The organism is Nocardia pneumoniae NBRC 100136, assembly GCF_000308755.1.
Lineage (GTDB): Bacteria > Actinomycetota > Actinomycetes > Mycobacteriales > Mycobacteriaceae > Nocardia > Nocardia pneumoniae.
This window is the reverse complement of the sequence record NZ_BAGF01000053.1, coordinates 1-26,934: the sequence shown is the minus strand read 5'-3', so window position 1 is coordinate 26,934 and position 26,934 is coordinate 1. Positions and strand designations below refer to the sequence as shown.

The 26,934-nt window shown below is 68.9% G+C and carries 23 protein-coding genes; 14 read left to right on the top strand and 9 right to left on the bottom strand.

Features of this window, described 5'->3' with window-relative positions:
* The first annotated feature begins 124 nt into the window (after positions 1 to 124).
* Positions 125 to 706, top strand: a complete 582-nt coding sequence (locus ON34_RS16865; protein ID WP_040780416.1) for an Rv2732c family membrane protein — start codon at positions 125 to 127, stop codon at positions 704 to 706.
* A 185-nt stretch (positions 707 to 891) separates the two neighbouring features.
* Here ON34_RS16865 and ON34_RS16860 read toward each other — a convergent pair whose 3' ends face one another.
* Positions 892 to 2,268: a DUF349 domain-containing protein gene (locus tag ON34_RS16860; protein ID WP_040780403.1), complete on the bottom strand. Its 1,377-nt coding sequence runs from the start codon at positions 2,266 to 2,268 to the stop codon at positions 892 to 894.
* Between the two features lie 241 nt (positions 2,269 to 2,509).
* On the opposite strand from ON34_RS16860, the gene ON34_RS37180 reads away from it, so the two are divergent.
* The 6 genes from ON34_RS37180 (at position 2,510) to ON34_RS16830 (ending at position 8,901) form a co-directional block, all read left to right on the top strand.
* Positions 2,510 to 3,265: a class III extradiol ring-cleavage dioxygenase family protein gene (locus ON34_RS37180; RefSeq protein WP_040780401.1), complete on the top strand. Its 756-nt coding sequence runs from the start codon at positions 2,510 to 2,512 to the stop codon at positions 3,263 to 3,265.
* Positions 3,262 to 4,200 carry a tRNA (adenosine(37)-N6)-dimethylallyltransferase MiaA gene (gene miaA, locus ON34_RS16850; RefSeq protein ID WP_040780399.1) on the top strand — a complete coding sequence of 313 codons (939 nt, stop codon included), beginning with the start codon at positions 3,262 to 3,264 and terminating at the stop codon, positions 4,198 to 4,200. Before ON34_RS37180 ends, miaA begins: the two co-directional genes overlap by 4 nt.
* Positions 4,197 to 5,033, top strand: coding sequence for a TrmH family RNA methyltransferase (locus ON34_RS16845; RefSeq protein ID WP_040780397.1), 837 nt, complete (start codon positions 4,197 to 4,199; stop codon positions 5,031 to 5,033). Before miaA ends, ON34_RS16845 begins: the two co-directional genes overlap by 4 nt.
* Positions 5,034 to 5,066: 33 nt before the next feature.
* Positions 5,067 to 5,948, top strand: coding sequence for a diaminopimelate epimerase (dapF, locus tag ON34_RS16840; RefSeq protein WP_040780414.1), 882 nt, complete (start codon positions 5,067 to 5,069; stop codon positions 5,946 to 5,948).
* A gap of 283 nt (positions 5,949 to 6,231) precedes the next feature.
* Positions 6,232 to 7,680 (top strand): GTPase HflX, encoded by a 1,449-nt coding sequence (gene hflX / locus ON34_RS16835; protein WP_051022768.1) that lies wholly within the window; start codon positions 6,232 to 6,234, stop codon positions 7,678 to 7,680.
* A gap of 324 nt (positions 7,681 to 8,004) precedes the next feature.
* Entirely contained in the window at positions 8,005 to 8,901 is an 897-nt protein-coding gene (locus ON34_RS16830; protein ID WP_051022766.1) for a lysophospholipid acyltransferase family protein, read from the top strand.
* Between the two features lie 95 nt (positions 8,902 to 8,996).
* Here ON34_RS16830 and ON34_RS16825 read toward each other — a convergent pair whose 3' ends face one another.
* Complete coding sequence (locus tag ON34_RS16825) at positions 8,997 to 9,950, bottom strand: endonuclease/exonuclease/phosphatase family protein (protein WP_040780393.1); 954 nt, start codon at positions 9,948 to 9,950, stop codon at positions 8,997 to 8,999.
* A gap of 263 nt (positions 9,951 to 10,213) precedes the next feature.
* Here ON34_RS16825 and ON34_RS16820 point away from each other — a divergent pair, with 263 nt between their 5' ends.
* On the top strand, positions 10,214 to 11,359 hold the full coding sequence (locus tag ON34_RS16820; protein WP_040780390.1) for an acyl-CoA dehydrogenase family protein: 1,146 nt from the start codon (positions 10,214 to 10,216) through the stop codon (positions 11,357 to 11,359).
* Positions 11,360 to 11,736: 377 nt separating this feature from the next.
* On the opposite strand, the gene ON34_RS16815 is transcribed toward ON34_RS16820, so the two are convergent.
* Positions 11,737 to 12,390, bottom strand: coding sequence for a TetR/AcrR family transcriptional regulator (locus tag ON34_RS16815; RefSeq protein WP_040780384.1), 654 nt, complete (start codon positions 12,388 to 12,390; stop codon positions 11,737 to 11,739).
* A 114-nt stretch (positions 12,391 to 12,504) separates the two neighbouring features.
* On the opposite strand from ON34_RS16815, the gene ON34_RS16810 reads away from it, so the two are divergent.
* Positions 12,505 to 14,094: an MFS transporter gene (locus tag ON34_RS16810; protein ID WP_040780382.1), complete on the top strand. Its 1,590-nt coding sequence runs from the start codon at positions 12,505 to 12,507 to the stop codon at positions 14,092 to 14,094.
* 203 nt (positions 14,095 to 14,297) lie between these two features.
* Here the strand turns inward: ON34_RS16810 and ON34_RS34665 are convergent, their stop codons facing one another.
* Entirely contained in the window at positions 14,298 to 14,501 is a 204-nt protein-coding gene (locus ON34_RS34665; protein ID WP_083889505.1) for a DUF397 domain-containing protein, read from the bottom strand.
* Complete coding sequence (locus ON34_RS16805; protein ID WP_083889504.1) at positions 14,498 to 15,385, bottom strand: helix-turn-helix domain-containing protein; 888 nt, start codon at positions 15,383 to 15,385, stop codon at positions 14,498 to 14,500. Before ON34_RS16805 ends, ON34_RS34665 begins: the two co-directional genes overlap by 4 nt.
* 283 nt (positions 15,386 to 15,668) lie before the next feature.
* Here ON34_RS16805 and ON34_RS16800 point away from each other — a divergent pair, with 283 nt between their 5' ends.
* Positions 15,669 to 16,004 (top strand): hypothetical protein, encoded by a 336-nt coding sequence (locus ON34_RS16800; protein ID WP_157172318.1) that lies wholly within the window; start codon positions 15,669 to 15,671, stop codon positions 16,002 to 16,004.
* A 110-nt stretch (positions 16,005 to 16,114) separates the two neighbouring features.
* Here the strand turns inward: ON34_RS16800 and ON34_RS16795 are convergent, their stop codons facing one another.
* Positions 16,115 to 17,554 carry a sensor histidine kinase gene (locus ON34_RS16795; protein ID WP_245548067.1) on the bottom strand — a complete coding sequence of 480 codons (1,440 nt, stop codon included), beginning with the start codon at positions 17,552 to 17,554 and terminating at the stop codon, positions 16,115 to 16,117.
* A gap of 35 nt (positions 17,555 to 17,589) precedes the next feature.
* Positions 17,590 to 18,264 (bottom strand): response regulator, encoded by a 675-nt coding sequence (locus ON34_RS16790; RefSeq protein WP_040780376.1) that lies wholly within the window; start codon positions 18,262 to 18,264, stop codon positions 17,590 to 17,592.
* 118 nt (positions 18,265 to 18,382) lie between these two features.
* On the opposite strand from ON34_RS16790, the gene ON34_RS16785 reads away from it, so the two are divergent.
* Positions 18,383 to 18,754, top strand: a complete 372-nt coding sequence (locus ON34_RS16785) for a PepSY domain-containing protein (protein WP_040780374.1) — start codon at positions 18,383 to 18,385, stop codon at positions 18,752 to 18,754.
* A gap of 184 nt (positions 18,755 to 18,938) precedes the next feature.
* Here ON34_RS16785 and lexA read toward each other — a convergent pair whose 3' ends face one another.
* On the bottom strand, positions 18,939 to 19,667 hold the full coding sequence (gene lexA / locus ON34_RS16780) for a transcriptional repressor LexA (RefSeq protein WP_174372044.1): 729 nt from the start codon (positions 19,665 to 19,667) through the stop codon (positions 18,939 to 18,941).
* Between the two features lie 277 nt (positions 19,668 to 19,944).
* On the opposite strand from lexA, the gene ON34_RS16775 reads away from it, so the two are divergent.
* From ON34_RS16775 to nrdR, 3 genes are all read left to right on the top strand, one after another.
* A complete protein-coding gene (locus ON34_RS16775) occupies positions 19,945 to 20,412 on the top strand; it encodes a hypothetical protein (RefSeq protein ID WP_040780372.1) in 468 nt (155 codons plus the stop codon).
* 120 nt (positions 20,413 to 20,532) lie between these two features.
* A complete protein-coding gene (locus ON34_RS16770) occupies positions 20,533 to 21,786 on the top strand; it encodes a hypothetical protein (RefSeq protein WP_051022764.1) in 1,254 nt (417 codons plus the stop codon).
* 209 nt (positions 21,787 to 21,995) lie between these two features.
* Entirely contained in the window at positions 21,996 to 22,466 is a 471-nt protein-coding gene (gene nrdR, locus ON34_RS16765) for a transcriptional regulator NrdR (protein WP_040780370.1), read from the top strand.
* A gap of 1 nt (position 22,467) precedes the next feature.
* Here nrdR and hrpA read toward each other — a convergent pair whose 3' ends face one another.
* Positions 22,468 to 26,625: an ATP-dependent RNA helicase HrpA gene (hrpA, locus tag ON34_RS16760; protein WP_040780368.1), complete on the bottom strand. Its 4,158-nt coding sequence runs from the start codon at positions 26,623 to 26,625 to the stop codon at positions 22,468 to 22,470.
* Positions 26,626 to 26,934: the final 309 nt, after the last annotated feature.

Here is a 26,934-nt window from a genome sequence, read left to right as displayed (position 1 = left end):
CGCCGCGCGCGGCGCCGACGGGACCGAACCCGTGTCCGGCGACGACGAGCGCGGCGCGTCCGCGCGGACTCCGCGGCAGGCAGGGGAACCCCCGAGCACCGGCGACGAACGAAACGAGGATTCAGTGAGCTCCGTGGAGAGCACCAGCGACTTCGACCAATTCCGGGACGATCTGGACGCCGTCGAGCGCAAGATCGCCGGGGAGATCGACCCGGGCATCCGCGCCATGGTCGTCGCGGGAGCGGTGTTCCTGCTGTTGCTGTCGCTGGTCCTGTCGCACGCGGGCGCGGCACGCGGCTTCGACGTGCTGTTGAACACCGACGTCGCGCGCACCGAGCACATCGGGCTGCCCTCGCGGGTCTTCGTCTGGTTCGTCGTGGTCTTCGGCATCGGATTCTCGACGCTGGCGCTGATGACCCGCCGCTGGGTGCTGGCCTGGATCGCGGTCGCGGGCAGCGCTGTCGCCAGCGTGTTCGGCGTCCTCTCGATCTGGCACCGCCAGACGCCCGGGCTGGGCAACTACGTCGGCGCGGGCCCAGGTATCGGCCTGATCCTCGGCGCGATCGTCGCGATCGTGCTCACCTTCCATTGGGTGCGCGTGGTGTGGAGCCGCACCGCACTGCACCTGGCCGCCGAAGAGCGGCGCCGCAACGCCGCCGCGGCCGCGGAGGAACGCGACCGCCGCCGCCTCACCGGCGACTCCTGACCGGACTTCCCACCGACGACAGCGGCCCCCTCCGATCGGAGGGGGCCGGTGTCGTTCGACCGGGGCTGGTAGGAGCAGGCATAAATGGCGCTGCCGGACGTAGTCCGTCATCAGCCCACGCTGGACCGGGCGGAGGCTCGGGGCAGTCGCTTGTGCGCCGGGTCGAGCGGAGGCCAGGCAGCCGCTCAGCGGTTGCTGACGGCGCCTTCCGCGGCCTCGGCCCATTCGCGCCACTGCTTGGCCTGCTCCAGCGCCTTCTCCGCATCGCGGACGTTGCCCGCGGCCTGCGCCTTGGCGGCCTGCTCCTCGAATTGCGCCACGCGCTCGCGGAACTGGGCCGCGCGTGCCACCGCCTCCGGGTCGGTGCGGCGCCACTGCGCGTCGACGGCGTCGCGGACGCGCTTCTCGATCGCGCGCAGCTTGCCTTCCAGTTCCTGCATGCGATCGCGCGGCACCTTGCCGATGGCGTCCCACTTGTCCTGGAGTTCGCGCAGCGCGCTGCGGGCGGCGTCCAGGTCGGCGGACGGGTCGATGTGCGCGTAGGCCTTCAGCAGTTCCTCCTTGGCCGCCGCGTTCTGCTCGAACTCGGCGTCGCGCTCGGAGACCGCGGCGTTGCGCGCGGCGAAGAACACGTCCTGCGCGCTCTTGAAGCGCCGCCACAGCGCCTCGTCGGCCTCGCGCGGCGCCCGCCCGGCGGCCTTCCACTCGGCGAGCAGGTCACGGAAGATGCCCGCGGTGGTCACCCAGTCGGTGGAACTGGACAGTTCCTCGGCTCGCACGCACAGTTCCTCTTTGCGTGCCTTCGCGGCGGCGCGTTCGCGATCCAGCTCTGCGAAATGCGCGCCGCGGCGGCGGTTGAACGCCTCGCGTGCCTTGGAGTAGCGCTTCCACAGCGCGTCGTCGACCTTGCGGTCCACCCCTCGGATGGACTTCCACTCCTCGAGGATCTCGCGCAGCCGATCGCCAGCGGCCTTCCACTGGGTGGACTCGGCGGCGATCTTCTCCGCCTCGGCGGCCAGCGCCTCCTTGCGCTCGGTGTGCTCGTGGCGGGCGCGCTCTTTCTCTTCCTTCGCGTGCGCGGCCGCTTCTTCGGAGTGCTCGGCGATGGCCTGCAGGCGCCGGGCCAGGCCGTCGATGTCGCCGATGACGGCGGCGGTCGGCAGCGATTCGGCCAGCGCCATGGCGGCGGCCTTGGTCTTGCGTGCGTCCGCGCCCGCGGCCAGCCTGGCCTCCAGCAGGGCGACCTCGGTGGCCAGGTCGTCGAAGCGGCGGCCGAAGTGGGCCAGGCCCTCGGCGGCGTCGCCGGCCTGCCAGGAGCCGACCTGGCGTTCGCCCTCGGCGGTCTTCACCCACGCGGTGCCGTCCTCGTCGACCCGGCCCCACAGGCTGGGATCGGAGACGGTGGGCACGACGACGGGGTGCGGGTGCTGCTGAGCCGGGCCCGGGGCGGGTTTGACCGCGTGCGGCTTGGGCGGTTGAACCGAGCTACCGGGTTTCGGGGCACCGGAAGAGCGCGGCATCTTGCCGGGGCTGGCTTTCGCGGTTCCGTTGCTGTCGGTCATTTTTCCTCGTCCCTGCCGCGCGTCACGGCTGCCTGATTACGCCCTAGCTCATCCCATTCAACCCGGTCCGAGCCCTTGTGACCATCGATCCTTGCCTTCCCGCGGAGGAAATCCCGGGGATTCCAACCCCTGATGACCTGGGTTGTAGCTCCTCGAACACTATCAATCCCGGGCGTGTTTCCGGCAGAGACACTCGAAGCCGGGCGGGGCCGGTGATGTCGGCAACGACTACGGTTACGACGTGTTCTCCATCGCCGCCCTGGTTCCCTCGCCACCCATCCTGGTGCCCGAGCTGTGCGGCGGCGTGGCGGGCACGGGCGAACCCGACCCGCGCGCCGTGCTGCGAGCGGCGGTGCTCGACACCGTGCGCGTCTTCGCGTCGGTGACCGACCGGTGGATGGTGATCGGTCCGGACAAGGCCGACCGCGCGTTCGGTCCGGAAACCGTCGGCACGTTCCGCGGGTTCGGTGCCGACGTCCGGGTCGGTTTCTCCGCCGCCGCGGTCGCCGGTGCCCAGCAGGCTGATCCGGAACTGCCGCTGGCCGTGCTGATCGCCGGGTGGCTGCGTGGGCAGGTCGCGCCGGGCGCCGTCGCGGAGGCACGCATGGTGGCGGCGGCCGCGCCGCCGGAGCATTGCGGCGAGCTCGGGGCGAAACTGCGCGCCAACCTCGACGGTGCCACCGAGCGATGCGGCGTGCTGGTCGTCGCCGACGGCGCGGCGACCCTGTCCACCAAGGCCCCCGGTTACCTCGACGAGCGTGCCCGCCCCGTGCAGGACGGACTCGATCGTGCCCTGACCGCGGGTGACCGCGCCGCGCTCCAGACGCTGGATCCGGTGTTGTGCGCCGAACTGGCTCTCGCGGGACGCCCCGCCTACCAGGTGCTGGCCGGGCTGTTCCGCGCCGATCCGGTGGTCGAGACGCGCTACCGCGACGCGCCGTTCGGCGTCGGCTATCACGCGAGCCTCTGGCGCCCGGCGGGAGAGGATGCCCCGTGACGGAGTCCGGCATCACCCCCATCGCGGTAGTCGGCCCCACCGCCACCGGCAAGTCCGATCTCGCCCTGGATCTGGCCGAACGGCTCGGCGGCGAGATCGTGAACATCGACGCGATGCAGCTCTACCGCGGCATGGACGTCGGCACCGCGAAGCTGCCCGTCGCGCAGCGGCGCGGCATCCCGCACCACCAGCTCGACGTGCTGGAGGTGACCGACACCGCGTCCGTGGCCGCCTACCAGGCGGCGGCCAGCGCGGACGTCGAGGCGATCACGCGGCGCGGGCATGTGCCGGTCATCGTGGGCGGTTCGATGATGTACGTCCAGGCGCTGCTGGACCAGTGGGACTTCCCGGCCACCGATCCGGCGGTGCGGGCGCGCTGGGAAGCGGTGCTCGCCGAGCGCGGTGTCGCGGCGGTGCACGCGGCGCTGCGCGAGGCCGATCCGGCGGCCGCGGCCACCATCCTGCCCACCGACGGGCGGCGCATGGTGCGCGCGCTCGAGGTCGTGGAACTGACCGGACGACCGTTCGCCGCCTCCGCGCCGACGATCGGGCAGCCGCGCTGGGGCACCGTCATCATCGGCGTGGACCGGGAGACTGCGGCACTGGACGCGCGCATCGAGCGGCGCACCGCCGCCATGTTCGCGGGCGGGCTGGTGGAGGAAGTCCGCGGCCTGATCGAGCGTGGTCTGCGCGAGGGTGTCACGGCCCGGCGCGCCATCGGCTACGCACAAGTCCTGGCCTACCTGGACAACGAATACGACCTGAACCACGCGCAGGAACGCACGCTGATCGGCACCCGGCGCTACGTGCGCAGGCAGCGCTCCTGGTTCCGGCGCGATCCTCGCGTGCGGTGGGTGGACGGCGCCGCGCCGGGCCTGGTGGCGACGGCGCTGGCCCTGCTCGACGAGAAAGAGAAAGAACGGACTTCGCAGTGACCCGACGTGTCAGCACGCGCAACGCCTCCGTCCAGGTGTGGCAGGCCTATCTGAACAACCGCACCAAGCGTCATCGAGACGGCCGATTCCTGGTGCAGGGAGTTCGTCCGATCACCCAGGCCGTGGCGAACGACTGGCCGCTGGAGACGCTGCTGTACCGCCTCGGCGGCCCGGAGCTGTCGAGCTGGGCGCGCGAGTTGCTGGACACCACCGGGGTCCCGCAGGTCGGGCTGGTGCCCGAGCTGATGGCCGAGCTCGGCGAAAAGAGCGGCGGCATACCGGAACTGGTGGCCGTCGCGATGTCGCGGCAGCCGGAGCTGGAGACCTTCGAGCCGGGCGAGCCGGGGGAGGACGCGCCGGTGGTCGTGGTGTTCGACCGCCCCAACTCGCCGGGCAATCTCGGCACGCTGATCCGCTCGGCCGACGCCTTCGGCGCCAGTGGCGTCATCGTCACCGGGCACGGCGCCGACCAGTACGACCCGCAGGCCGTGCGCGCCTCGACGGGTTCGCTGTTCGCCGTGCCGGTCATCCGCACCGCCGGGCCCGCCCAGGTGCTCGAGTTCCGCAACCGGCAGCTGCGGCGCGGCATTCCGACCCGGATCGTCGGCACCGACGAGCACGGCCAGTGCGCCGCCTACGATTACGACTTCACCGACGCGACGATCCTGGTCGTCGGCAACGAGACCAGCGGGATGAGCGCGGCCTGGCAGGCGGCCTGCGACGATATGGTGCACATTCCGATGGGTGGCACGGCCAGTTCGCTGGGTGCTCCGTCGGCCGCGGCGGTGGCGCTCTACGAAATTTCCCGGCAGCGCCGCACGTTTGCCAAGTGACGACGAGAGAGGGAGACCGCGCACGTGCCGGATATCGAGTTCACCAAGGGGCACGGCACCCAGAACGACTTCGTGGTGCTGCCGGACCCGCACGCCGAACTGGCGCTGACCCCGGCGCAGGTCGGCGCGCTGTGTGATCGCCAGCGCGGGCTCGGCGCGGACGGCGTGCTGCGGGTCGCGCGCGCAGGCGCGCTGCACGCCGCGGGTGTGCTCGCGGCGATCCCCGACGGCGTCGGAGCCGACGACTGGTTCATGGACTACCGCAACGCCGACGGGTCGGTCGCCGAGATGTGCGGCAACGGCGTGCGCGTCTTCGCCCACTACCTGGCGGCCTCGGGCCTGGAGACCCGCGACAGCTACGTCGTCGGCAGCCGAGCCGGGGCGCGCCCGGTCACCGTGCACGCCGGGGACGCGGTCACCGGCGACGTGACCGTCGGCATGGGGCCGGTGCGCGAACTCGGCGAATCCACCGCGACCATCGCGGGCTGGGCGCTGCCCGGGATCGGCATCGACGTCGGCAATCCGCATTTGGCCTGCGTCGACCCGGGAATGTCGGCGGAGGCGCTGGGCAAGCTCGACCTGAGCGTGCCGCCCGGCTTCGATCCGGACCTGTTCCCGCAGGGGGTGAACGTGGAGATCGTCACCGCGCTGGACGACGAACGCTCGGTCGACATGCGGGTCTACGAGCGCGGCGTCGGCGAAACGCGGTCCTGCGGCACCGGCACCGTCGCCGCGGCCGCCGCGGCGCTGGCCGCCGACGGTTTCCGGATCGCCGAGGACACCGGGCAGGTGACCGTCCGGGTGCCCGGCGGAGCGCTGACCGTCGGACTGGAGCGCGGCTCGGCGTGGCTGCGCGGGCCGTCGGTCCTCGTCGCCACCGGCCGCCTGGCGGGTTCCTGGTGGAACGGCCTGTGAGCCGCAGCCCGCTCGCGCCCCTGCTGGCGGTGCGGTAACAGCGTGCCGCCGACCGTCCGCGCCGGTCGTTCCTCGCGCGCGGAGGGGCCACCGCCGCGCGTGGCCCGCGGATAACCGGGTGCGTGCTGCGGTGATGTCGTGGCAGCATGGATGGTGTATGAGGAAATCAGAGACGTATGAATTCACCCCGGCGGACGCGGATCGCTCCGCCGAGACCTCCGACGACGCTGTGACCGGTGCGGACGCCGTGACCGGTGACGTCGTCGCCGAGCACGCCGCCCGCATGCGGCGCTCGGGCTGGTCGGCCGACCCGACCGTGGGTGAGCTCCAGCTCGATGAGCGCAGTTCGCTGCGCCGCGTGGCGGGCCTGTCCACCGAGCTCACCGACATCACCGAGGTCGAGTACCGGCAGCTGCGCCTGGAACGCGTCGTGCTGGTCGGTGTCTGGACCGCGGGAACCGCCGCGCAGGCGGAGGCGAGCATGGCCGAGCTGGCGGCGCTGGCCGAGACGGCGGGCTCGCAGGTGCTGGAGGCGCTGATCCAGCGCCGCGACCGGCCCGACCCGGCCACCTACATCGGCTCCGGCAAGGCCGACGAGCTGCGCTCCGTGGTGCTGGAAACCGGCGCCGACACCGTGATCTGCGACGGTGAGCTGACCCCGGCGCAGCTGACCGCGCTGGAGAAGGTCGTCAAGGTGAAGGTGGTCGACCGGACCGCGCTGATCCTGGACATCTTCGCCCAGCACGCCACCTCCCGCGAGGGCAAGGCGCAGGTCTCGCTGGCCCAGATGGAATACATGCTGCCGCGGCTGCGCGGTTGGGGTGAGTCCATGTCCCGGCAGGCCGGTGGTCGCGCGGGCAGCAACGGCGGCGTGGGTCTGCGTGGCCCCGGTGAGACCAAGATCGAAACCGATCGCCGGCGTATCCGCGAGCGGATGGCCAAGCTGCGCCGCGACATCCGGGAGATGAAAACCGCGCGCGACACCATGCGGGCGCGGCGCACCTCCAGCGGCATCCCGTCGGTCGCGATCGTCGGCTACACCAACGCGGGCAAGTCGAGCCTGATGAACGCCCTCACCGGCTCCGGAGTGCTGGTGCAGGACGCGCTGTTCGCCACCCTCGACCCGACCACCCGCCGGGCCGAGCTCGACGACGGCCGCGAGGTCGTCTTCACCGACACCGTCGGCTTCGTCCGCCACCTGCCGACCCAGCTGGTCGAGGCGTTCCGCTCCACCTTGGAGGAGGTGACCGGCGCCGACCTGCTGCTGCACGTGGTGGACGGCTCGGACGCGCTGCCCGCCGAGCAGATCAAGGCCGTGCGCGAGGTGATCACGGACGTGATCAAGGAATCCGGCACGCCGCCCCCGCCGGAACTGCTGGTGGTCAACAAGACCGACGCGATGGATCCGTCCGACCTGACCAACCTGCGCGCGCTGTTGCCGGACGCCTCGTTCGTCTCCGTGCACCGCGGGCTCGGCATCGACGCGCTGCGGGAGCGGCTCGCCGAGATGCTCGGCGGACTGGACGTGGACATCAGTGTGTTGCTGCCGTACACGCGCGGCGACCTGCTCGCGCGCATCCACGCCGACGGCCGCATCGTGAGTTCGCAGCACGAGGAGGGCGGCACGCGGGTTCGCGCGCGCGTCCCGCACGCCCTCGCCGCCGCGTTGTCCGAATACGCGCATGCGGGCACGGACGGCGCGCATGGCGACGGCGAGCACGTCTCCGCGTAGACGTGCGGGTCCGTTGGTGTCGTCCGCTCTCGGCGCCGACACCACCAGCTGGCCGATCGCGATTGCGCAGGGGCGCACACCGGCGGTGTCGGCGCTGAGCGCGCCGATCGGTGACTTCCGCTGTGGTGTGGGCGTATTCACATCGGATCATGACGCCGCGGCTGCCGACCGGCGATGACGTGCGAATTCGCCCAGCGCTCCCCGGTCCGATCGGTGCGCCGGTCGATCGGCAACACCGGGCGTGTCGCGGCGTGACGCGCACATTCGATGCGACGCAGTCGATTTCGTTACGCTATCGTCGTCGAATCGACATCAGGAGGGTTCATGTCGGAGGCCCGCTCCGGTTCCGATACTCGCCGATCCGGCGCCGCGGACAGCGCTGATCCGGTGCTCAGCGACGGTGCGCCGCTGTCGGTTTCGCTGACCGACACCGATCTGCGGGTGATCGACACCCTGCTCGCGCCGCTGCGCGCGTGGACCAGCCCGCGCTTCTACGGCTTGGAGAACATCCCCGCCGAGGGACCGGTGCTGCTGGTCGGCAACCACAATCTACTGGGTGGCATCGACGCCCCGCTTCTGCTCCCCGAAGTGCTGCGCCGCCGCGGGCGCCTCATTCGAGGTCTCGCCGAGAACGTGCTGATCAACGTGCCCGGCGTGCGTCACCTGCTGCACTACTTCGGCACGGTGCGCGGGACCAGGTCCAACTGCCTGACCCTGCTCGCCCGTGGCGAGGCCGTCATGGTGTTCCCGGGCGGCGGTCGCGAGGCGGTGCGCCGCAAGAACGAGAAGTACGTGCTGAAGTGGGAGGGGCGCAGCGGGTTCGCGCACATGGCGATCGAGGCGGGGGCTCCGATCGTCCCGGTCGCGATGATCGGCGTCGACGACGCCTACGACATCGTGGTCGACGGCGACCATCCCCTCCTGCGCCCGCTGCGCTGGACCGTGGAGGCACTCGGCCTCAGCCGCGAGCTCACCCCTCCGCTGATCCGCGGCGTAGGCCCCACCGTCATTCCGCGGCCGGAGCGTTTCTACTTCTCCGCGGGCGCGCCGATCGACCCCGCACCCTGGCGCGGAGCCAGCGATAAGCACTCTGCCGCAATAGAATTCCGCGACGTCGTGCGCAAAGCACTGGAGGAGGAGATGAACTTCCTCTTCGCCGAACGGGAGCGCGACCAAGGACGCACCCTGGTGGGCCGACTGCGCGGCTGGCTGAAACGCTGACCGCTCCTGCGCTTTCGGCATTCGCCGCGTTTCAGTCGATGGTCGGAGGAGAGCTGGCAGCGTTTTTCGACGCCGCGGCATCCGCCGAGCGTGGGTTACTTACCGTCCAAGCGGATCCGCGCCACCAGTGCGCGGTGGTCCGCGCCGAGTAGGCCCACCGTCTCCACCGCTACCGCGCGACCCCCGGCGACGAGGACATGGTCGATACCGACCAGGGGCGGCCACCGCTTGTCGGTCGGATAGGTGACCAGGTGTCCAGCGCCCGCCTGTTCGGCAGCGTCGCCGAAACGCCCTGACAACATCGCCCGGTACTGCGCATGGTCGTAGGTCGCGTTGAAGTCGCCGCCGACGATCGCGGGCCGATTCGATGGTGACCGTTCGAGAATGTCGCGCAGACGGGACAGCTCGTCGGCCCAGACCTGCGTGCCGAACACCGGTGGAACCGGATGGAAGGCGTACACCGTGACCGACCCGGTATCCGGGATGTCCGCCGTGGCCGAGAGCTGGTTCAGCACGAATCCGTCGTACTCGACCGTGTCCGACAATGGGTAACTGCTCCAGATTCCCGTCCCGCTCGCAGTTTTTCCTGGGGAGAGATACCGGTGCGGCAGCAACTGGTCGAGCCCCGCTCGGCCGAGATCGGCGACCGCCGCCCGCGTGAGCTCATTGACGGTGAGCACATCGATGTTCCGGGCGCGCACCTCGTCGACCAGCGCCCGAGGATCAGCTCCATCGAACAGAAGATTGGCCTGCATCACCGTCACCGCGCGTCCATCCGCAGTGCCCGCGCGACCGACGTACAACGGAGCCTGAGTCCACATCGCGGTCGCAATGACAACGACCGCCACCCCCGCACCGCTCCAGCGTCGCATGGCTACGAACGCCACCGCACCGACGAGGGCGGCGCACATCAGATACGGCGCACCCGAAGCCGCCAAGACCACCATTCGAGACCACGACCGACTGAAGTGCAACGCGACTCCAGCGGCTCCCGCCAGCGTCGCGACCCATGCGAGTAGGTCGGCGCCGACCCGGACCAATTTCGACATCACATCCCACAGACAAACACACGAGTCCCGAAGGGGCCGCTGGCACGCGGCGCCGCGCGCGCTGCGGAAACCATCCGGCGGCAAACTGCGAATCGACCTCGCCCGTTTGCCGAGAATCTCATCAGTCGCTCCGAAGCCGCGCCACCGGTCCAGGTGAGACCGTTCCTCCAGCCCAGAAGTGAACACGGATTCTCCTTCCGGGTACCGTATGAGGCAACGACTGGTCGGTGTGGACCGGCCGGTGTGGTCACTAGGAGGTTGGCGTGGAGCGCACACTGTTCGAACCCGAACACGAACTGTTCCGGGAGTCGTTCCGCAAGTTTCTGGATCAGCACGTCGCGCCGTACCACGCGCAGTGGGAAGAGCAGGGCATCGTCGACCGGGAGGTCTGGCTGGAGGCCGGTAAGCAGGGCTTCCTGGGCATGGCCATGCCGGAGCAGTACGGCGGCGGCGGGGTAAAGGATTTCCGCTACAACGCCATCGTCGCCGAGGAGTCGGTGCGCGGCCAGTACTCCGGTCTGGGCTTCGCGCTGCACAACGATGTGATCGCGCCTTATCTGCTGGAGCTGGCCACCGACGAGCAGAAGCAGCGCTGGTTGCCCGGCTTCTGTTCCGGCGAGATCATCACCGCGATCGCGATGACCGAGCCCGGCACCGGTTCGGACCTGCAAGGCATCAAAACCCGCGCGGTGCGCGACGGCGACGACTGGATCCTCAACGGCGCCAAGACCTTCATCACCAACGGCATCAACTCCGACATCGTGATCGTGGTCGCGCAGACCGACCCCGACAAAGGCGCGATGGGTTTCAGCCTGTTCGTGGTCGAGCGCGGCATGCCGGGCTTCGAGCGCGGCCGCAACCTGGACAAGCTCGGTCTCAAGGCGCAGGACACCGCCGAGCTGAGCTTCACCGACGTGCGCGTGCCCGGCAAGAACCTGCTCGGCACCGAGGGCATGGGTTTCCTGCACCTCATGCACAACCTGCCGCAGGAACGTCTGTCGATCGCCGTCATGGCGGCCGCGGCGATGGAGTCCTGCCTGGACATGACCATCCAGTACGTCCGCGACCGCAAGGCGTTCGGCAGGCCCATCGGCGCCCAGCAGAACACCCGCTTCGTGCTCGCCGAACTGGCCACCAAGACCACCGCCGTGCGCCTGATGGTGGACAAGTTCATCGAACTGCTCAACGAGGGCGAGCTCACCGCCGAGGACGCGGCCATGGCCAAGTGGTGGAGCACCGAGGAACAGCTGGACCTGATCAACCGCTGCCTGCAACTGCACGGCGGCTACGGGTACATGAAGGAATACCCGATCGCCAAGGCGTACATGGACGCTCGCGTCCAGACCATCTACGGCGGCACCACCGAGATCATGAAGGAAATCATCGGCCGCAGTTTGAAACTGTCCTGACGAAGGCGGTTTCCAGCTTGCGACACCCCCGCCGGTGGACGGCCACCGGCGGGTCCGTATCTCGGCGTGCTCGACTGCTACGGCGTTGGGCTCGCCACCGTATCGGCGCTGATCCTCACCGCCGGTGACGACCCGGAGCGCAGCCGCCACACCATCCGCGGACCTCGGACGCCCAGTACAGCAGTCGATTACAGGCCGGTATCAACCGTTTCCTGCCCGGCGTGATCACCCCGCGCTTCGGTTTCGCGCGCTATTCACGCCGGAGCACCTGAACGGCGCACGTTCGGAATGTGAGTGCGAACTCCCGAATCGCTCGGATCCGCTTTCGCGGTGGCCGGGTGGAGCGCCTCGCTCGGGACGGTGATTTCGGCGGCACCTCATCCGTGTGCCGTGTCGGCGTCTTCCAATGCTGCTGCGGTCCTGGCGATTTCATCGGCCTCGCCGGGTGCTACGCCCAGTGCGATCAGGCACGCGCGGGCCGCGGCCACTTCGGGGTCGGGCTCGGTCCAGGTCTCGTCGTTGCGTGCCTCGAGCAGGGCCAGCACGAGTCCGGCAAGGGCGCGGGACTGAACCTCGGCGGGGAGGTGGTCGGAATACACGCCCAGTTGCTGGCCGTGGCGCAACATCGCGGTGCCGTGCTCGTGGACCGGTGCCAGCCGTTCGTCGATCCGAGCCCCCAGATTCGTCTCCGTCAGCTTGAGCAGGAGGCGGTATTTGTCGCCGACTCGCCAGAGGGCGATCGTGCACCGGGCCGAGGTCACCGCGACCGGCTCGTCGGTGTCGAGTGAGCGGAGCGTGCGGGCGATGTCCTCCGATGCCAGGTCGAGGATGCCGTCGATCAATGCCTCGCGAGTGGGGAAGTGGCCGTAGAGAGTACGGCGCACGACACCCGCGGCGGCGGCGATCTCCTCCATGCTCGCCGCGGGATTGCGTGCCAGCTCGGCCGCGGCGATATCGAGGATTCGCTTCCGATTGGCCTGGGCCCGGCTGCCCGGCGCCGCAGGTGAGGTCATGGTTCTGATCGCTGTCATGTGAGTCCCTTCACGTCGAAGCCTCGCATAGTTGCGCACCGTTGTGCAAATCTCATAGATTGCACATCAACGTGCAATTGCACATGGATGTGCATCTTAGTGAGAGGAACGGACGTGGCTCTGCTAGTCACCACACCGGTGCCACCGGGCACCATCTACGGCCGACGCTGGGCCGCGCTCGCGGTGCTGTGCCTGAGCGTGCTGATCGGCGTCATGACCAATACGTCGCTGATCGTCGCCGCCCCCGATATGACCGTCGACCTGGGACTGTCCAGCCAGGATCTGCAGTGGATCATCGACGCCTACACCATCCCCTACGCCGCGCTCATGCTGCTCATGGGCGCGATCGGCGACAAGTACAGCCGTCGCGGCACGCTGCTGGCGGGTCTGGTCGTTTTCGCGGGCGGCGCGGTGCTGGGTTCGGTCGTCGACAGCGCCGGCTGGGTGATCACCGCCCGCGCGATCATGGGCACGGCGGCCGCGATGATCATGCCCGCGACGCTGTCGCTGCTGGTGGCGACCTTCCCGAAACGGGAACGCGCCACCGCCATCACGATCTGGACGGCGACCACCGGCCTGGCCATCGCCGTCGGGCCGCTGGTGGCGGGCTGGCTGCTCCAGGACAACGGCTGGGCCTCGACCTTCCTGATCAACGTTCCCATCGCGGTCGTCTCGATCGTCGCGGCGCTGGTGCTGGTCCCGCCGTCGAAGGCACACACGACGCAGCGGCTAGACCTGACCGGCGGCGCGTTGTCCGTGGTCGCTGTCGCGGCGCTGGTCTACATGATCATCGAAGGCCCCCGCAACGGCTGGCACACCTCCGCCGTGCTCGCCGGCATCCTGGCCGCTGTCGCCACCGCCGCGTTCATCGCCTGGGAACTGCGCCACCCCAACCCCATGCTCGACATCCGCAAGTTCCGCGATCGCGCGTTCGCGGGCGCGAATCTGGCTGTGCTGCTGTTCTTCCTTGCCGCGTTCGGTTCGATCTACTACGTCACTCAGCATCTGCAGTTCGTGCTCGAATACGACGCGCTGGCCACCGGTGTACGGCTGCTGCCGCTGGCGGGCGCGGTCTTCGCGGGCTCGGCGATCACCGGTGTGCTGACCCCGCGGCTCGGACTGCGGACCATGGTCGTGGCGGGCATGGCCGTCGGCACCCTCGCGTTGGTGATGCTGACCCAGGTCGACACCGAATCCGGCTACGGGACGTTCGTCTGGCCGCTGATCCTGCTGGGCTTGGCCATCGGCCTCAGCGTCTCTCCCGCCACCGACACCATCATGGACGCCTTCCCGGAACGGCTGCTCGGTGTGGGCGGCGCGGTCAACGACACCTCCGTGGAGCTGGGCGGCACCCTGGGGATCGCCATCCTGGGCTCACTGCTGGGCAGCGCCTACACCGATGAGATCGCTCCCGCCGTCGACGGCCGACTGCCCGCCGAGGCGGCCGACGTGGCGCGGGATTCCATCGGCGGCGCGCTCATCGTGGCCCAGCGGATCGGCGAGGCCGGAATGCACCAAGAGGCAGCGCAACTCATCTCCGCCGCGGATGCCGCCTTCGCCCACGCGGTATCCCACACCAGCCTGATCGCAGCGATCGTGCTGGCGGCAGGCACCGTCGTCATCGCCGCCCTGCTCCCGGCGCAGCGTAAGTCGACCCCCGCTCCGGTGTCGAGCACTTCCGAGGAGGTCGTGATGGTCGGCTGACGACTTCGACAGTGCATGAGGGGAACGTGGGCACGCTTTACGAAGCGTGCCCACATTGTCGTTCGTGTGGAAGCAAAACATCGGCCGCAGTTCGAAGCTGTCCTGACGCTTTCCGCTCTGGCCAGCGGCTCTTCTGCCGCTGGCCAGAGCGGAAATGCTTCCTGTGATTCTGGGGGCAGCTTTTCTTCTGGTTTCGCTGCCCCTTACGGGTGGTTGAACTCGCCGTTTTGCACGCCAGTGGTGAAGGCGTCCCACGAGCGTGGCGTAAACATCAGCGCGGGACCCGACGGATTCTTGCTATCGCGCACGCCAACCATTCCCCCGTCCAGATGTGCCACCTCCACGCATTCCCTGGCTCCCGCGCTTCGGCTGCTCTTGAACCAGCATGCTCCGGAAAGGTCGATCATTTCCTCAGCTCCTTCATCGCCTCGAGCACCAGGGCTCTGGATTCTGCTTCGGGCAACGCTATCTGCGTCAGCCTCCGGGCTATCTCCGCATACTGAGCCACTTCGACGTCGCGCTCCACATAAAGGTCTCCGACGAGCCCCTCCTCGTAGACGAACGGCGGTTCAACCTGCTTCGACGTTGGCAGTGGCCGGAATTTGAGCATCACGAACGAGCGCGCCAACAGTGCTACTGGACTCTCTATCCCGAGTGGTACGACCCGTACTGAGACATTCGGCAATTCCGACCGCTCGGCCAGGTGCTGGAACTGACACGAGGCCACCTCTCGTCCGCCCACCGGGCAACGCAAGACGGCCTCGGAAATGAGGGCATCGAAGCGAAAATCCGCGTTGGCCAGTAGATCCTGTCGCGTTATAACCAGATCGAGTATGCGCTCGACCTCGTTCGGCGGCATGTCCGGATACCCGGCCCATATCAGCGCACGACGGTATTCGCGGGTTTGTAGCAGCCCAGGGATCACCGACGATTGCCACGAGATGATGTGGCTCGCAGCCTCTTCCATTGCCAAGTAGTAATTGAAGTCTTTCGGGATCACATCGGCATCCGCTCGCCACGAACCGCCCTTGCGCGTTGGGGCCTGCCGGATCTCCTGGGCCAGTTCTAGCAATAGCCTCCGCTCCGCGTCGTCGGCGCGGAAGGCGTTGGCCAGGGCATTGATGATCAGATCCGTGGTCTTGGTGACCTTCCCCTCCTCCAATCGCCCATACGTCTGAGGCGACGTCTCGATGATCCGCGCGGCTGCGCCCTGCGAGATGCCATTGCGCTCCCGCAGCTTTCGCAGCTGACGGCCCAAAGCTCGTCTCGGCAGAGCAGATCCAGCGGCCATTTCGTTCCCCTTGCTAACTGGATGCGTGAAATATGGAATACCCCCGTGGTGGAACGCCCTGTAGCGAAATGATGGCAACTCCACCGCAGATCCACCACGATAGCGCTGCGAATTCCGCTGCGCCCCATGTCTACTGAAGAAGCGCCCGGTGCAGGCCGGCCCCCTCGAAAGGGGACATCGCCGCGAAGCCCGGAGAGCTGAACGGCGATGGTCCGGCTATCTCGGACGGCCATCCCGCCGGACCCTGCACCGGGCGCGTACCAAGACTAGCCAGGAGCGCGGTGTGCCCACAGCGATCATCTTTTTGCGAGCCGAACTGTTCACCCCGATCGAGACCCGGGACATACAGGAACTGCACTGCGGCAGACTCGCCGCGGCGCACGGCTGCGACGTGCGAAAGACGATCATCGCCGACCAGACCGACCCGATCCCGTGGACCCTCAAGGAGGCGGTGGGCTTGGGCTACCAAGTTCTGATCACCTACAGCCTCCCGCACATCAGCTTCCGAGCCCCGGAAATCGTCCAGCGCTGCGGCTTGCTCGTCGGTCATCCCTACGGCTGGTACCACAAGGGGCACGCCGGGGGTATCGCGGGCATGACGATGGCACGACCGCGCTGATGCTGTGTCTCGCGTACAAACAAGGCGTCGACTCCGGACGTGTTCCGACTCGCCGACCGCCATCGCCCAGAAAGCCGCTGTTTTGCGGAACAGCCGACCATGAGCAGGACTTATACGCGAGCGGCGGGCAGGGTGACGACGAAGTGGGCGCCGCCGGACACGGCATCGGTGACGTGGATGGTGCCCGCGTGTCGCTCGACGACATCGCGGACGATCGCGAGGCCCAAACCCGCGCCGCCTTCGTCGCGGGTGCGGGCGTCGTCGAGCCGGACGAATCGCTGGAAGATGCGGTCTCGGTCGGCGGGCGGCACGCCTGGGCCGTCGTCGGTGACCGACAGCAGTATCTGTCCGTCGGTGTCGCGGTCCACGGCGACGCGGATGGAGTTGGCGGCGTGACGCTGGGCGTTGTCGACGAGGTTGCCCAGGACGCGGGCGAGCTGGGTTCGGCTGCCGGTGACCATGATCGGCTCGTCCGGGACCGTTGTGTCTACGGCGATCCGGTCGCCGACGCGGTGGGCCAGTTCGTCGCGGACCAGGGCGGTCAGGTCGACGCGGTCCGAACGCGGTTGCTCGCCCGCGTCGAGCCGAGCGAGCAGCAAGAGATCGGCGGCGAGATGTTCCAGGCGGATGGTGTCGTCGATCAGCCCGTCCAGTTCCAGCAGGTCGGGATGCGCTTGGGCTACTTCGAGCTGTGTGCGCAGGCTCGCGATGGGGCTGCGCAATTCGTGTGCGGCGTCGGCGATGAACTGACGCTGGCGTTCCGCGGATTTCTCCAGAGCAGCGAGTGTGGCGTTGGTCGTCGTTGCCAGCCTGGCGATTTCGTCGCGGGAGCCGGGTTCGGGAACGCGGCGGGAGAGGTCGCCGTCCATGATTTCCGCCAGCTGCGCGCGGATCGCCTCCACCGGGCGCAGGGCGCGGCGGGTGACCAGCCAGGTCACCGCGGCGACCACGACGAGCAGAGGTGACAGGCCGATCAGCATGGCTCGGCGCGCGTCCGCCACCGCGCTGTCGGCGGTCTCCAGGGAGGCGCCCGCGTAGACGGTGGCTGACTGTCCGTTCGGGAGGGTCACCGGGAGCGCGGCGACCCGGTATGGCTGGGGTCCGTCCTCGGCGTCCACCGTCAGCCGCACGTCGCCGAATTGGGCCTCGGCCGTCGCGGGATCGGTCGGAGTCGAGGCGCTCTCCTCGTCGTCCTCCTCGTCGTCCTCCTCGTCGTCCTCCTCTTCGTCGTCGTCCTCGTCGTCGCGGGACTTCGCGTAGGGGTCGAAGTCGGCCATCGGCGGTTTCCCTTTCAGTTCTGGGGCCGCTGCCAAGACTCGGCGATCGACCGCAACCACTTGCACCGGATGGTCTTCGGCGTCGGGAAGCGTCAATCGGGCTGGGTCGTTCGCCGCCGCGAGGTCGACCGCCACATTGCGCGCGGCGGTCTCCGCCTGCAAGCTCGCACTCTCGACCAGGTTGTGCCGCAACACCGCGAGCACCGCGAGCCCGGCCGCCGTGAGCGCGACCGCGACCACCGCTGTCGCCGCGACGGTGGTGCGCGCCCGCACCGAACGCCACCACGCCCACCTGGGTAAGCGGCCGGTCACGCTTCGGCCGCCAGCCGGTAGCCCGCGCCGCGAACGGTGGTGATGGACCGGCGGCCGAACGGCGCGTCGATCTTGCGGCGCAGTGTGCTGATGTAGACCTCGACGATATTCGGGTCGCCGTCGTAGGCGAAGTCCCAGACATGGTGGAGGATATCGGCTTTCGACACCACCTCCCCGGCGCGCACGGCCAAGTGCTCGAGGACTGCGAACTCCTTGGCGGTCAGCGGAACGTCCTGCGAGCCGCGACGGCAGGTGCGGGTGCCCGGATCCACGATCAGATCGCCGACGCGCAGAACTCGTGCGCCGCCGCGAGTCCGGCGGCGCAGCAGGGCGCGGATGCGGGCCAGCAGCACCAGGTAGGAGAAGGGTTTGCTGAGGTAGTCGTCGGCTCCGGTGTCCAACCCTTCGGCCTCGTCGTATTCGCCGTCCTTCGCGGTGAGCATGAGCACCGGCGTCTCGTCGCCCGCGGCGCGCAGCGCGGCACAGACCCGGTAGCCGTTCATACCGGGCAGCATGATGTCGAGGATGATCAGGTCGTAGTCGGTGGTGGTGGCCATATGCAGGCCCTCGGCGCCGTCGTGCACCACATCCACGGCGAATCCCTCGGCGGACAACCCTTTTGCCAGTGTGAGGGCCAAACGCTTTTCGTCCTCGACGATCAACAAACGCACCCAGCAAGGGTCGCAGATGGATGCTGAAACAGTCTTCAGGTGGCTTCAGCTCGCCTTCAGCTTCACCCTGCCACAGTGGTCACCACATTCGAGATCGCAACTCCCGCAGGAGGTTCCCATGACAACCGCTCTCCGCCGTGCCTACGCAGGGCTTCGCTGGATTCTCGTCGGCGCCGCCGTCGCGGCGGTCGTCGCCGGAGTGAGCGTCGCCCTGGGCGCCGTCGCCACCGGCGGCCACGATCACACCATCGCCTTCCACCCGTCCACGAGGGACTGGTCGCTGGTCGCGGACCCCGGCATCAACCGGCAGCAGGCCATCGATAAGGCGGTCGAGGCAGTGCCCGGCGGGCGCGTCGACTCCGCCGAACTCGACACCGACCGCGGCACTCCGGTGTGGGAGGTCGAACTCACCACGCCGGACGGTGTGGAGCACGAGGTGACCATCGATGCGAACAGCGGCAAGGTGCTCGCCAAGGTCGACCACGACTGATCCTGCGCGACGCTTGCCGAGGAGTGTGACGCAGGGCGGTTGTGCAGGGGGTGTTCTACGGGCGGCCGAGACCATTGTGGGTCTCGGCCGTGCCCGGCGTCTGGGCCGACGGTGAATGTAGTCCGGGACGCACGATGGCCGCGCGGATCACCGCGCGGCCATCGGTCTTTCGCCGAGCCGAGGGTCAGATTTTGCGGATGACCGTGACGACTTTGCCGAGGATCTGCGCGTCGTTGCCGGGGATCGGCTCGAAGACCGGGTTGTGCGGCATCAGCCAGACATCCTTGCCGGTGCGCTTGAAAGTCTTCACCGTGGCCTCGCCATCGATCATCGCCGCGACGATGTCGCCGTTGTCGGCGACGTTCTGCTGCCGCACCACCACCCAGTCGCCATCGCAGATCGCGGCGTCGATCATGGACTGACCGACCACCTTCAGCAAGAACAGCGAACCGTCGCCGACCAATTCGCGCGGCAGCGGGAAGACGTCCTCGACGGCTTGCTCGGCCAGGATCGGGCCACCGGCGGCGATGCGGCCGAGCACCGGGACGAACGTGGGCACCGGCCGATCGGCCTCGGCGACCGCCTCGGTGTCGTCGACCGCGGTGACCGGCAGGCTGGTCACCGACCGCACCACTTCATCCAAGCCTCGCACGTCCACCGCGCGGGGCCGGTTCGGATCGCGGCGCAGGTAGCCCTTGCGCTCCAAGGCCCGCAGCTGGTGGGCCACCGACGAGGTGGACGTGAGCCCCACGGCGTCGCCGATCTCCCGGATGCTCGGCGGGTAGCCGCGCTCGCTCACCGAGGTCCGGATCACCTCCAGCACCTTGCGCTGACGCACGGTGAGATCCGCCCCGGTTCCCGCCGAGTCGGCGCCGATGTCGGTCTCGTCACCCGTGTCGTCTGTCTGCCTCACCGCAACCGCCCTTTCCTGCTGTGCCCGGCCGGTCCGCCCCGGCGCGTGTGTTCCTGGCTTGTCAAGTCTTCGGTCCTTCGAATCTAGTCCGGTGACGCCGATGGATCAAACATCTGTTCGACGTATGTCGGGCGTTTCTGGTGACTTTGTCGTCCGCGCGTGGTAGAAATCGAACATCAGTTCTTCGAACACATGATCGAATGCGATCTGAACATGTGTTCGAACGGCGAGCATCGGCTCGAACGGCGGCGGAGCACCCACTACGGAGGTTTGTCCGATGAGCACTGCGATCAGCGAAATCACCCCCTCGATCGGCACGACGGACGCGGCGCTCGATCGCCGCATCGCAGACCTGGACGCGGCCGAGGATGATCTCGGCTATGACACCGCTCGGCGACTGCTGCGCGGCGGCGCGCGATCGCGGGCGCTGACGCCGACGCATCGGTCCGCGGTCGACCGGCGCCCGCGCGATTCGCGCCCTGGCGGCGGTGTGGTCGGATACGGAGACGGGACAAGGGCTCTCGGGCAGCGGCGAGCCTCCGGAGCGCATCCGATGCGCCGGGTCGAGCAGGCGCAGATCGGATTCGCCGCGCTCGCCGTCGCGGCGCTGCTCACCGCCTTGGTGGTGGCTGGTCTGATCGTGCTGGCGCATGCGCGGGCGGGTGAATGGGGTGGTGGGTCCGGCGGATCGGTCCCCGTCGTGGTGGACAGCACCGGCGGGCACGGTGGTGCGCACCCGCGCTGACGGGGAAATCGGCCACCGGAGGCGACCGGAATTGTTGATCGTCGAACTAGAACGTGTTGCTACCGTGCTGAAAACGTGACCGGGCAACACCGCCCGAACGATATCGGGACTTTTCAGCACATGACACTTCTCGCCGTGGGCCGCTCGGTCCGCGTCTTCGCCCGGGCCGCCGGATTGTCGCTGTGCCTCGTCTTCGGACTCGCCGCGCAGCCGACCGCGCACGCGGAGCCGGTGTACGCGGACTACCTCGATCTGCCCTCCGTCAATGGGGACGGTGTGGGCCCGGGCGGACTGAATCCCCTACTGCCGCTGGACGAATCGACTCTGGAAGAGGCGGTGCGGCAGGCGCGGACCGACGGCGTCGCGCCACGCCGATACGCGACGCTGTTGCACCAGTATTGGTTGGTGGTCGCCACCCGTAACGCCGAGATCGACTTGGCGGCGTGGGAGCCCGCTCGTGGTGCGCTGGCGAACGAACGCACCTTCAACCAGGTCTACGTCAACTACCTGCGACTGGCCACCCGGCATCCGGAGTTCTACTGGGCGGGCCTGGCGGGAATCGCGGGCGGATCGTTCGCCTCCGGATTCTTCGACATGAGCGACGTGGGTGCCGTGCTCGACGTCCCCGGCGTCCATCAGCTCGGCAACGCGGTGGCCGATCTGCTGCGCGCCACCCCGCCGGAATTGGCGCGGGCGCTCCCGGAGGACATCCGGCTGCTGGCCGCCGAGGGCGCCCGGCTGAGCGCCGAGGACGTCGCCTGGTACCAGACCCGCTTGATGATCATGCAGAAACACATCTTCACGGATCTGGTGCCGATGCACGAGGCGTACGTCGCACTCGGTATGCGCGGCATCGACGAGATGCACGCGGCGGGCGTGCTCGACGACGACATCCGCACCGCCTGGCAGTCGATCGCCGCGGGCACCCGGAGCGGTTACATCGACGCGCTGATCCGGATGACCGACCGGGAGCAGAACCGCATCGTCGCCGACCAGTGGGACGAGACGGCGGCGGGCCGTGCACCCATGGGCCGAGTCCTGACCTATGTCAGCACCGTCGCGGGCAAACCCGGCGTCCCTGGCGTCCGCGCACCCGGTGTGTTCGCCCCGACCACGGTCCGCGCCGACGTTTCGGGCCGCGTCCTGGCGCTGCGCGCTCCGCTGCCCGACTTCAACTGGGCCGACCGGGAGACCCGCTGGACCTACATCACCGCTGACCTGGTGCCGCGCCACATCGATATGGAAACCGACCCCGTACTGGCGGGCACTGTCCTCGGCGAGCCGTTCTGGAGCAAACTCGCCCGCGGTCGCCTGGCGGCACGGCTACCGGACCTCCTCACCGACCTGACCGGGCACTGGCAGATCGCCGGATGAGCGCGCCGATCCGGCGTGGACCCGGGGTGAGTGGGACGATCCGGGCACCCGGGCGGGTATTCTCGAAGTGTTATGCAGGTATTCCGCGTGTCGAACGGGGAATACTTGGTGCCGGGGTATAGACCTCTGTACACGTGCTCGCCGGAACGATCACCACTATCGGTAGCCGGTCCGGACGCGAGCACGCGCATCGACGAAGGATTTCTCGGATGCATTGCCCGTACTGCCGACACCCAGACTCCCGGGTCGTGGACTCGCGCGAGGCCGACGAAGGCGCGGCCATTCGCCGCCGCCGCGCCTGTCCGCAGTGTGGGCGGCGGTTCACCACGGTGGAAACCGCCATCCTGTCCGTGGTCAAGCGCAGCGGGGTCACCGAGCCGTTCAGTCGCGAGAAGGTCATCCGGGGCGTGCGCCGCGCCTGCCAGGGCCGCGAAGTCGACGACGACGCGCTGAACCTGCTCGCGCAACAGGTGGAAGACACGGTGCGCGCCAAAGGTTCTCCCGAGGTGCCCAGCCACGAGGTGGGGTTGGCCATTCTAGGGCCGCTGCGCGACTTGGACGAGGTGGCCTACCTCCGGTTCGCGTCGGTCTACCGGTCGTTCACCTCGGCCGAGGATTTCGAACGCGAGATCCTCCAGATGCGCCAGGCGCGCGCCGAAGCGCTGTCGGCCGCCGACTGACTCAGCGCCGAATCGCGGCGATCGCCTTCTCGATTCGCTTGGCCGAGACCGGGAACGGGGTGCCGAGCTTCTGCGCGAACAGGCTGACCCGGAACTCCTCGATCATCCACCAGATGTCCGCGACAGCGGGCGCGTTCCTGCGGTGCTCCGGCAGCGAGCCGACCAGGCGGTCGTAGGCGGCCAGCACCCGATCGAGTTCGGCCATGCCCTGGCGATCGCGAACCGCCGAGCCGGGCAGCGCTTCCAGACGCAGCACCGCGGCCCGCAGGTAGCGAGGAAGTTCGCGCAGCCGGGCGCTGCCCCACTCGGCGATGAAACCGCGGAAAACCAGATTGTCGAGCTGGTCGCGCACGTCCTCGGCGATGTCGCGCTCGCTCGTCCGCGCGAGCGTCACCGAAACCTGATGGGCTTCAGCGAGAATCGGCACCACCAGGCGAACGAAGCGGGCTACGGCGGAGGCGAAGTCCGGACGAATCCGCGCCACCAGAGCATCGAACTCCGCCGGGCTGCGGACCGGACCGCCGGCGGCCGCGAGCAGCTCGTCGGCGGCGGCCGCGCGGCAGTCCTCGATGAGCGCCTCCAGCGAACCGTACGGGTTCTGGCTCAGCGCGAGCCGGTCCGTGGGCGACAGACCCGCGGTGGCCGTGCGGACCGAGCTGGGCAGCGCGTGCAGCAGCAGCGCCCTGGTACCCAGGCGCATCGCGGCGGCTTGCTCGGCGGGGGAGCTCAGCACCCGGACCGCCACGCCGTCGCCTTCCGCGACCAGCGCGGGATACCCCGTGACGGTCTGACCGGCCACTTCCCGGCGCACCGTCGGCTCGACGGTGCCGAGCGACTTGGAGGTCCACACCGTGGCGGGCGGGCGTTCCGCGCCCGCCGTCGCCCGGGCCACGGAGGCGGAAACCTGCTCGGCGAGCGTCGTTTTCAGGGCGGAGAGGCTCTTGCCGCGCGCGATCGTCGTACCGTCGCCGTCGACGGCGGCGAAGGTCATGCGCAGGTGGTCGGGCAGCGCGGAGGGATCGAAGTCGGACGCAGCGATCGAGACCGAACCCAATCGGGACAGCTCCCGCGCGAGTCCGGTGCGGAGTGGCTCGGCGCGCGGAGTCAGCGCGGCCAGGGCGGCGGCAGCGAAATCCGGCGCGGGAACGACGCTGCGGCGCAACGTCTTCGGCAGCGTCTTGATCAGCGCCGCGGCCAGCTCCTCGCGCATTCCGGGCACCAGCCAGTCGAAACCGACGGCGCGGACGTGGGCGAGCTGTTCCACCGGGATGCGCACCGTGACGCCGTCGTCGTCGTTGCCCGGCTCGAACTGGTAGGTGAGCGGGAAGCTGAGCTCGCCTTGACGCCAGGAGTCGGGGAAGTCCGTCGGGTCGAGCGCGGCGGCGCCCTCGTTGATCACCGTGGCGGTGGAGAAGTCCAACAGCGTGGGGTCCGCGCGCCGCGCGGTGCGCCACCAGCTGTCGAAGTGCCGCACCGAGACGATCTCCGCGGGCAGGCGTTTGTCGTAGAACTCGTACAGGACCTCGTCGTCGACGAGGATGTCGCGGCGGCGCGCGCGGTGCTCCAAGTCGGCGACGTCGTCGAGCAGCGCACGATTACGGTGGAAGAACTCGTGCCGGGTCTGCCACTCGCCTTGGACCAAGGCGTGTCTGATGAACAGCTCACGCGACAACTCGGGATCGATCCGGCCGTAGTCGACGGGTCTGCCGGTGACCAGCGGAATGCCGTACAGGGTGACGCGCTCGTAGGCGCGCGCCGCGCCCCGCTTGGCCGACCAGTGCGGCTCGGAATAGGTTCGCTTGACGAGGTCGCCCGCGAGGCGTTCGGCCCATTCGGGCTCGATCTTCGCGGTCATCCGGCCCCACAGGCGCGATGTCTCGACCAGCTCGGCGGCCATGACCCAGCGAGGCGGCTTCTTCGCCAGCGACGAACCGGGGAAGATCATGAACTTGGCGTTGCGCGCGCCGAGGAACTCCCTGGACTCCGCCTCCCTGACTCCGATGTGCGACAGCATGCCCGCCAGCAGCGCCTGATGAATGGCGGTGGAATCCCAAGGGAGACCGTCGTTGTCGGCTGCTGCCGCGGTGGCGGACCGTCCGCGTGCGGCGCCGGACTTCCGGTCGCGTGCCGACTCCTCGTGGCGTCTTCGACTGTCGGACTTGCGATCCGGCTCCTCGCGCCCGCCGTGCCGCGCGGTGTCGGCCGATGAGTCCGCGTGGGCCGACCAACCGAGGCCCTTGGTGATCGTGCGCAGTTGCCCGTGCAGGTCCTGCCACTCCCGGATCCGCAGGTAATGCAGGAACTCCTCCCGGCACATGCGCCGGAACTGGTTGGATGACAACGTCTTACGCTGCCCGCCTAGATACTCCCACAGCCGGAGGTAGGCCAGGAAGTCCGAACCCTCGACGGTGAACCGCGCGTGTTTGGTGTCGGCCGCCTGCTGATGCTCGGCGGGTCGCTCCCGCACGTCCTGGATCGACAGCGCCGCCACGATGACCAGCACGTCGGCCAGGCAGCCGTTGCGGTGCGCCTCCACCAGCATCCGCGCCATCCTGGGATCCACCGGCAGCTGGGCCATTTGACGCCCGATCGGCGTCAGCGACAAAGCCGTATCGTCATCGCGGCGGCTGGCCTTCTCTGGGCGGTCGCCGTTCGCCTCTTGTGCCGCAGCGGTACTCGCACGCGATGCCGGTTTGCCGTCGCGTCGCGCGAGTGCCCCCAGTTCTTCGAGCAGGGCGATGCCGTCACGTATCGCGCGGCGGTCCGGAGCCTCGACGAACGGGAAGTTCTCGATGTCACCGAGTCCGAGCGCGGTCATCTGCAGGATGACGGCGGCCAGGTTGGTGCGCAGGATCTCGGGTTCGGTGAACGCGGGCCGGGACTCGAAATCGTCCTCCGAGTACAGCCGGATGCAGATACCGTCGGCGACCCGGCCGCATCGCCCGGACCGCTGCCGCGCCGATGCCTGCGACACCGGTTCGATCGGCAACCGCTGCACCTTGGTGCGCATCGAATACCGCGAGATCCGCGCGGTCCCCGGGTCGACGACGTACCGTATGCCCGGCACGGTCAGCGAGGTCTCCGCGACGTTGGTGGCCAGCACCACCCGCCGCCCGGTGTGCGGGGCGAACACCCGATGCTGCTCGGCGGTGGACAGCCTGGCGTACAGCGGGAGAATCTCGGTGCGCGGCAGTTTCAGATCGCGCAGCGCGTCGGCGGTGTCGCGGATCTCGCGTTCGCCGGACAGGAACACCAGCACGTCGCCATCGCCCGCGGCGAACAACTCGGTGACCGCGTCGCCGATCGCGTCCACCGGGTCCCGGTCGACGGTCCGGGTGTCCTCGTCGTCTTCGTCGTCGGCAGCCGGAAGTTCCAGCGCGAGCGGCCGATAGCGGATCTCCACCGGGTACGAACGGCCGGAGACCTCGACAATCGGTGCGGGAGTGCCTTTCTCGTCCGCGAAATGCCTGGCGAACAGCTCGGGATCGATCGTCGCCGAGGTGATGATCACCTTGAGGTCGGGGCGGCGGGGGAGCAGCTGTTTGAGGTAGCCGAGCAGGAAATCGATATTGAGGCTGCGTTCGTGCGCCTCGTCGATGATGATCGTGTCGTAGCGGCGCAGCAGCCGGTCGCGCTGGATCTCGGCGAGCAGGATGCCGTCGGTCATCAGCTTGATCAGCGTGTGCTCGGAAGCCTGATCGGTGAACCGCACCGTGTAGCCGACGACGTCGCCGAGTTCGGTCCCGAGCTCCTCGGCGATGCGCTCGGCGACGGTGCGCGCGGCCAGCCTGCGCGGCTGGGTGTGTCCGATCGTGCCGCGGATGCCGCGGCCGAGCTCGAGGCAGATTTTCGGGATCTGGGTGGTCTTGCCCGAACCGGTCTCGCCCGCGACGATCACCACCTGATGCGCCGCGATGGCCGCGGCGATGTCCTCGCGGCGGGCGGTGACCGGCAGTTGTTCCGGATAGCGGACCTGCGGCACGGCGGCGCGGCGCGCCTCGACCCGGAGTTCGGCCGCCGCGATCTCGGCTTCCACCGCGCTCAGTTCGCCGTCGCGGGCCCGGTCGAGCCTGCGCCGCAACCGGTGTTCGTCGCGAAGGGAGAGATTCGCCAGGCGGGTGCGAAGTTCGCGGGAATCGGTGGCGGCTGTCCTGGTCATTGCTCGACCAGCCTAGCGAAACCCGCCACCGATTTTTCTCCCCAGGCGGCGGGGCGGTTGCCGAGCGTGCGCCCACGGGGCTGCTCGCTCCCGCCCAGCGTTCGTCGATGTGCGAAGATCGGCGGAGGAAACGCGGATGCGGGCCGCGCCGCGGCTTCGACCTCTCGGCCGCGCGGCTCGATGACGTTCGCCCTGGTCGGGCGGCTGCCGTGGCCTCACGGCACCCGCCGAGGCCCGAGATCCGGTAGAGGTGGAAGACATGAGTGAGCGAACCATGGGCACAGCCGCTTGCGCGGTCATGGCGGAGCC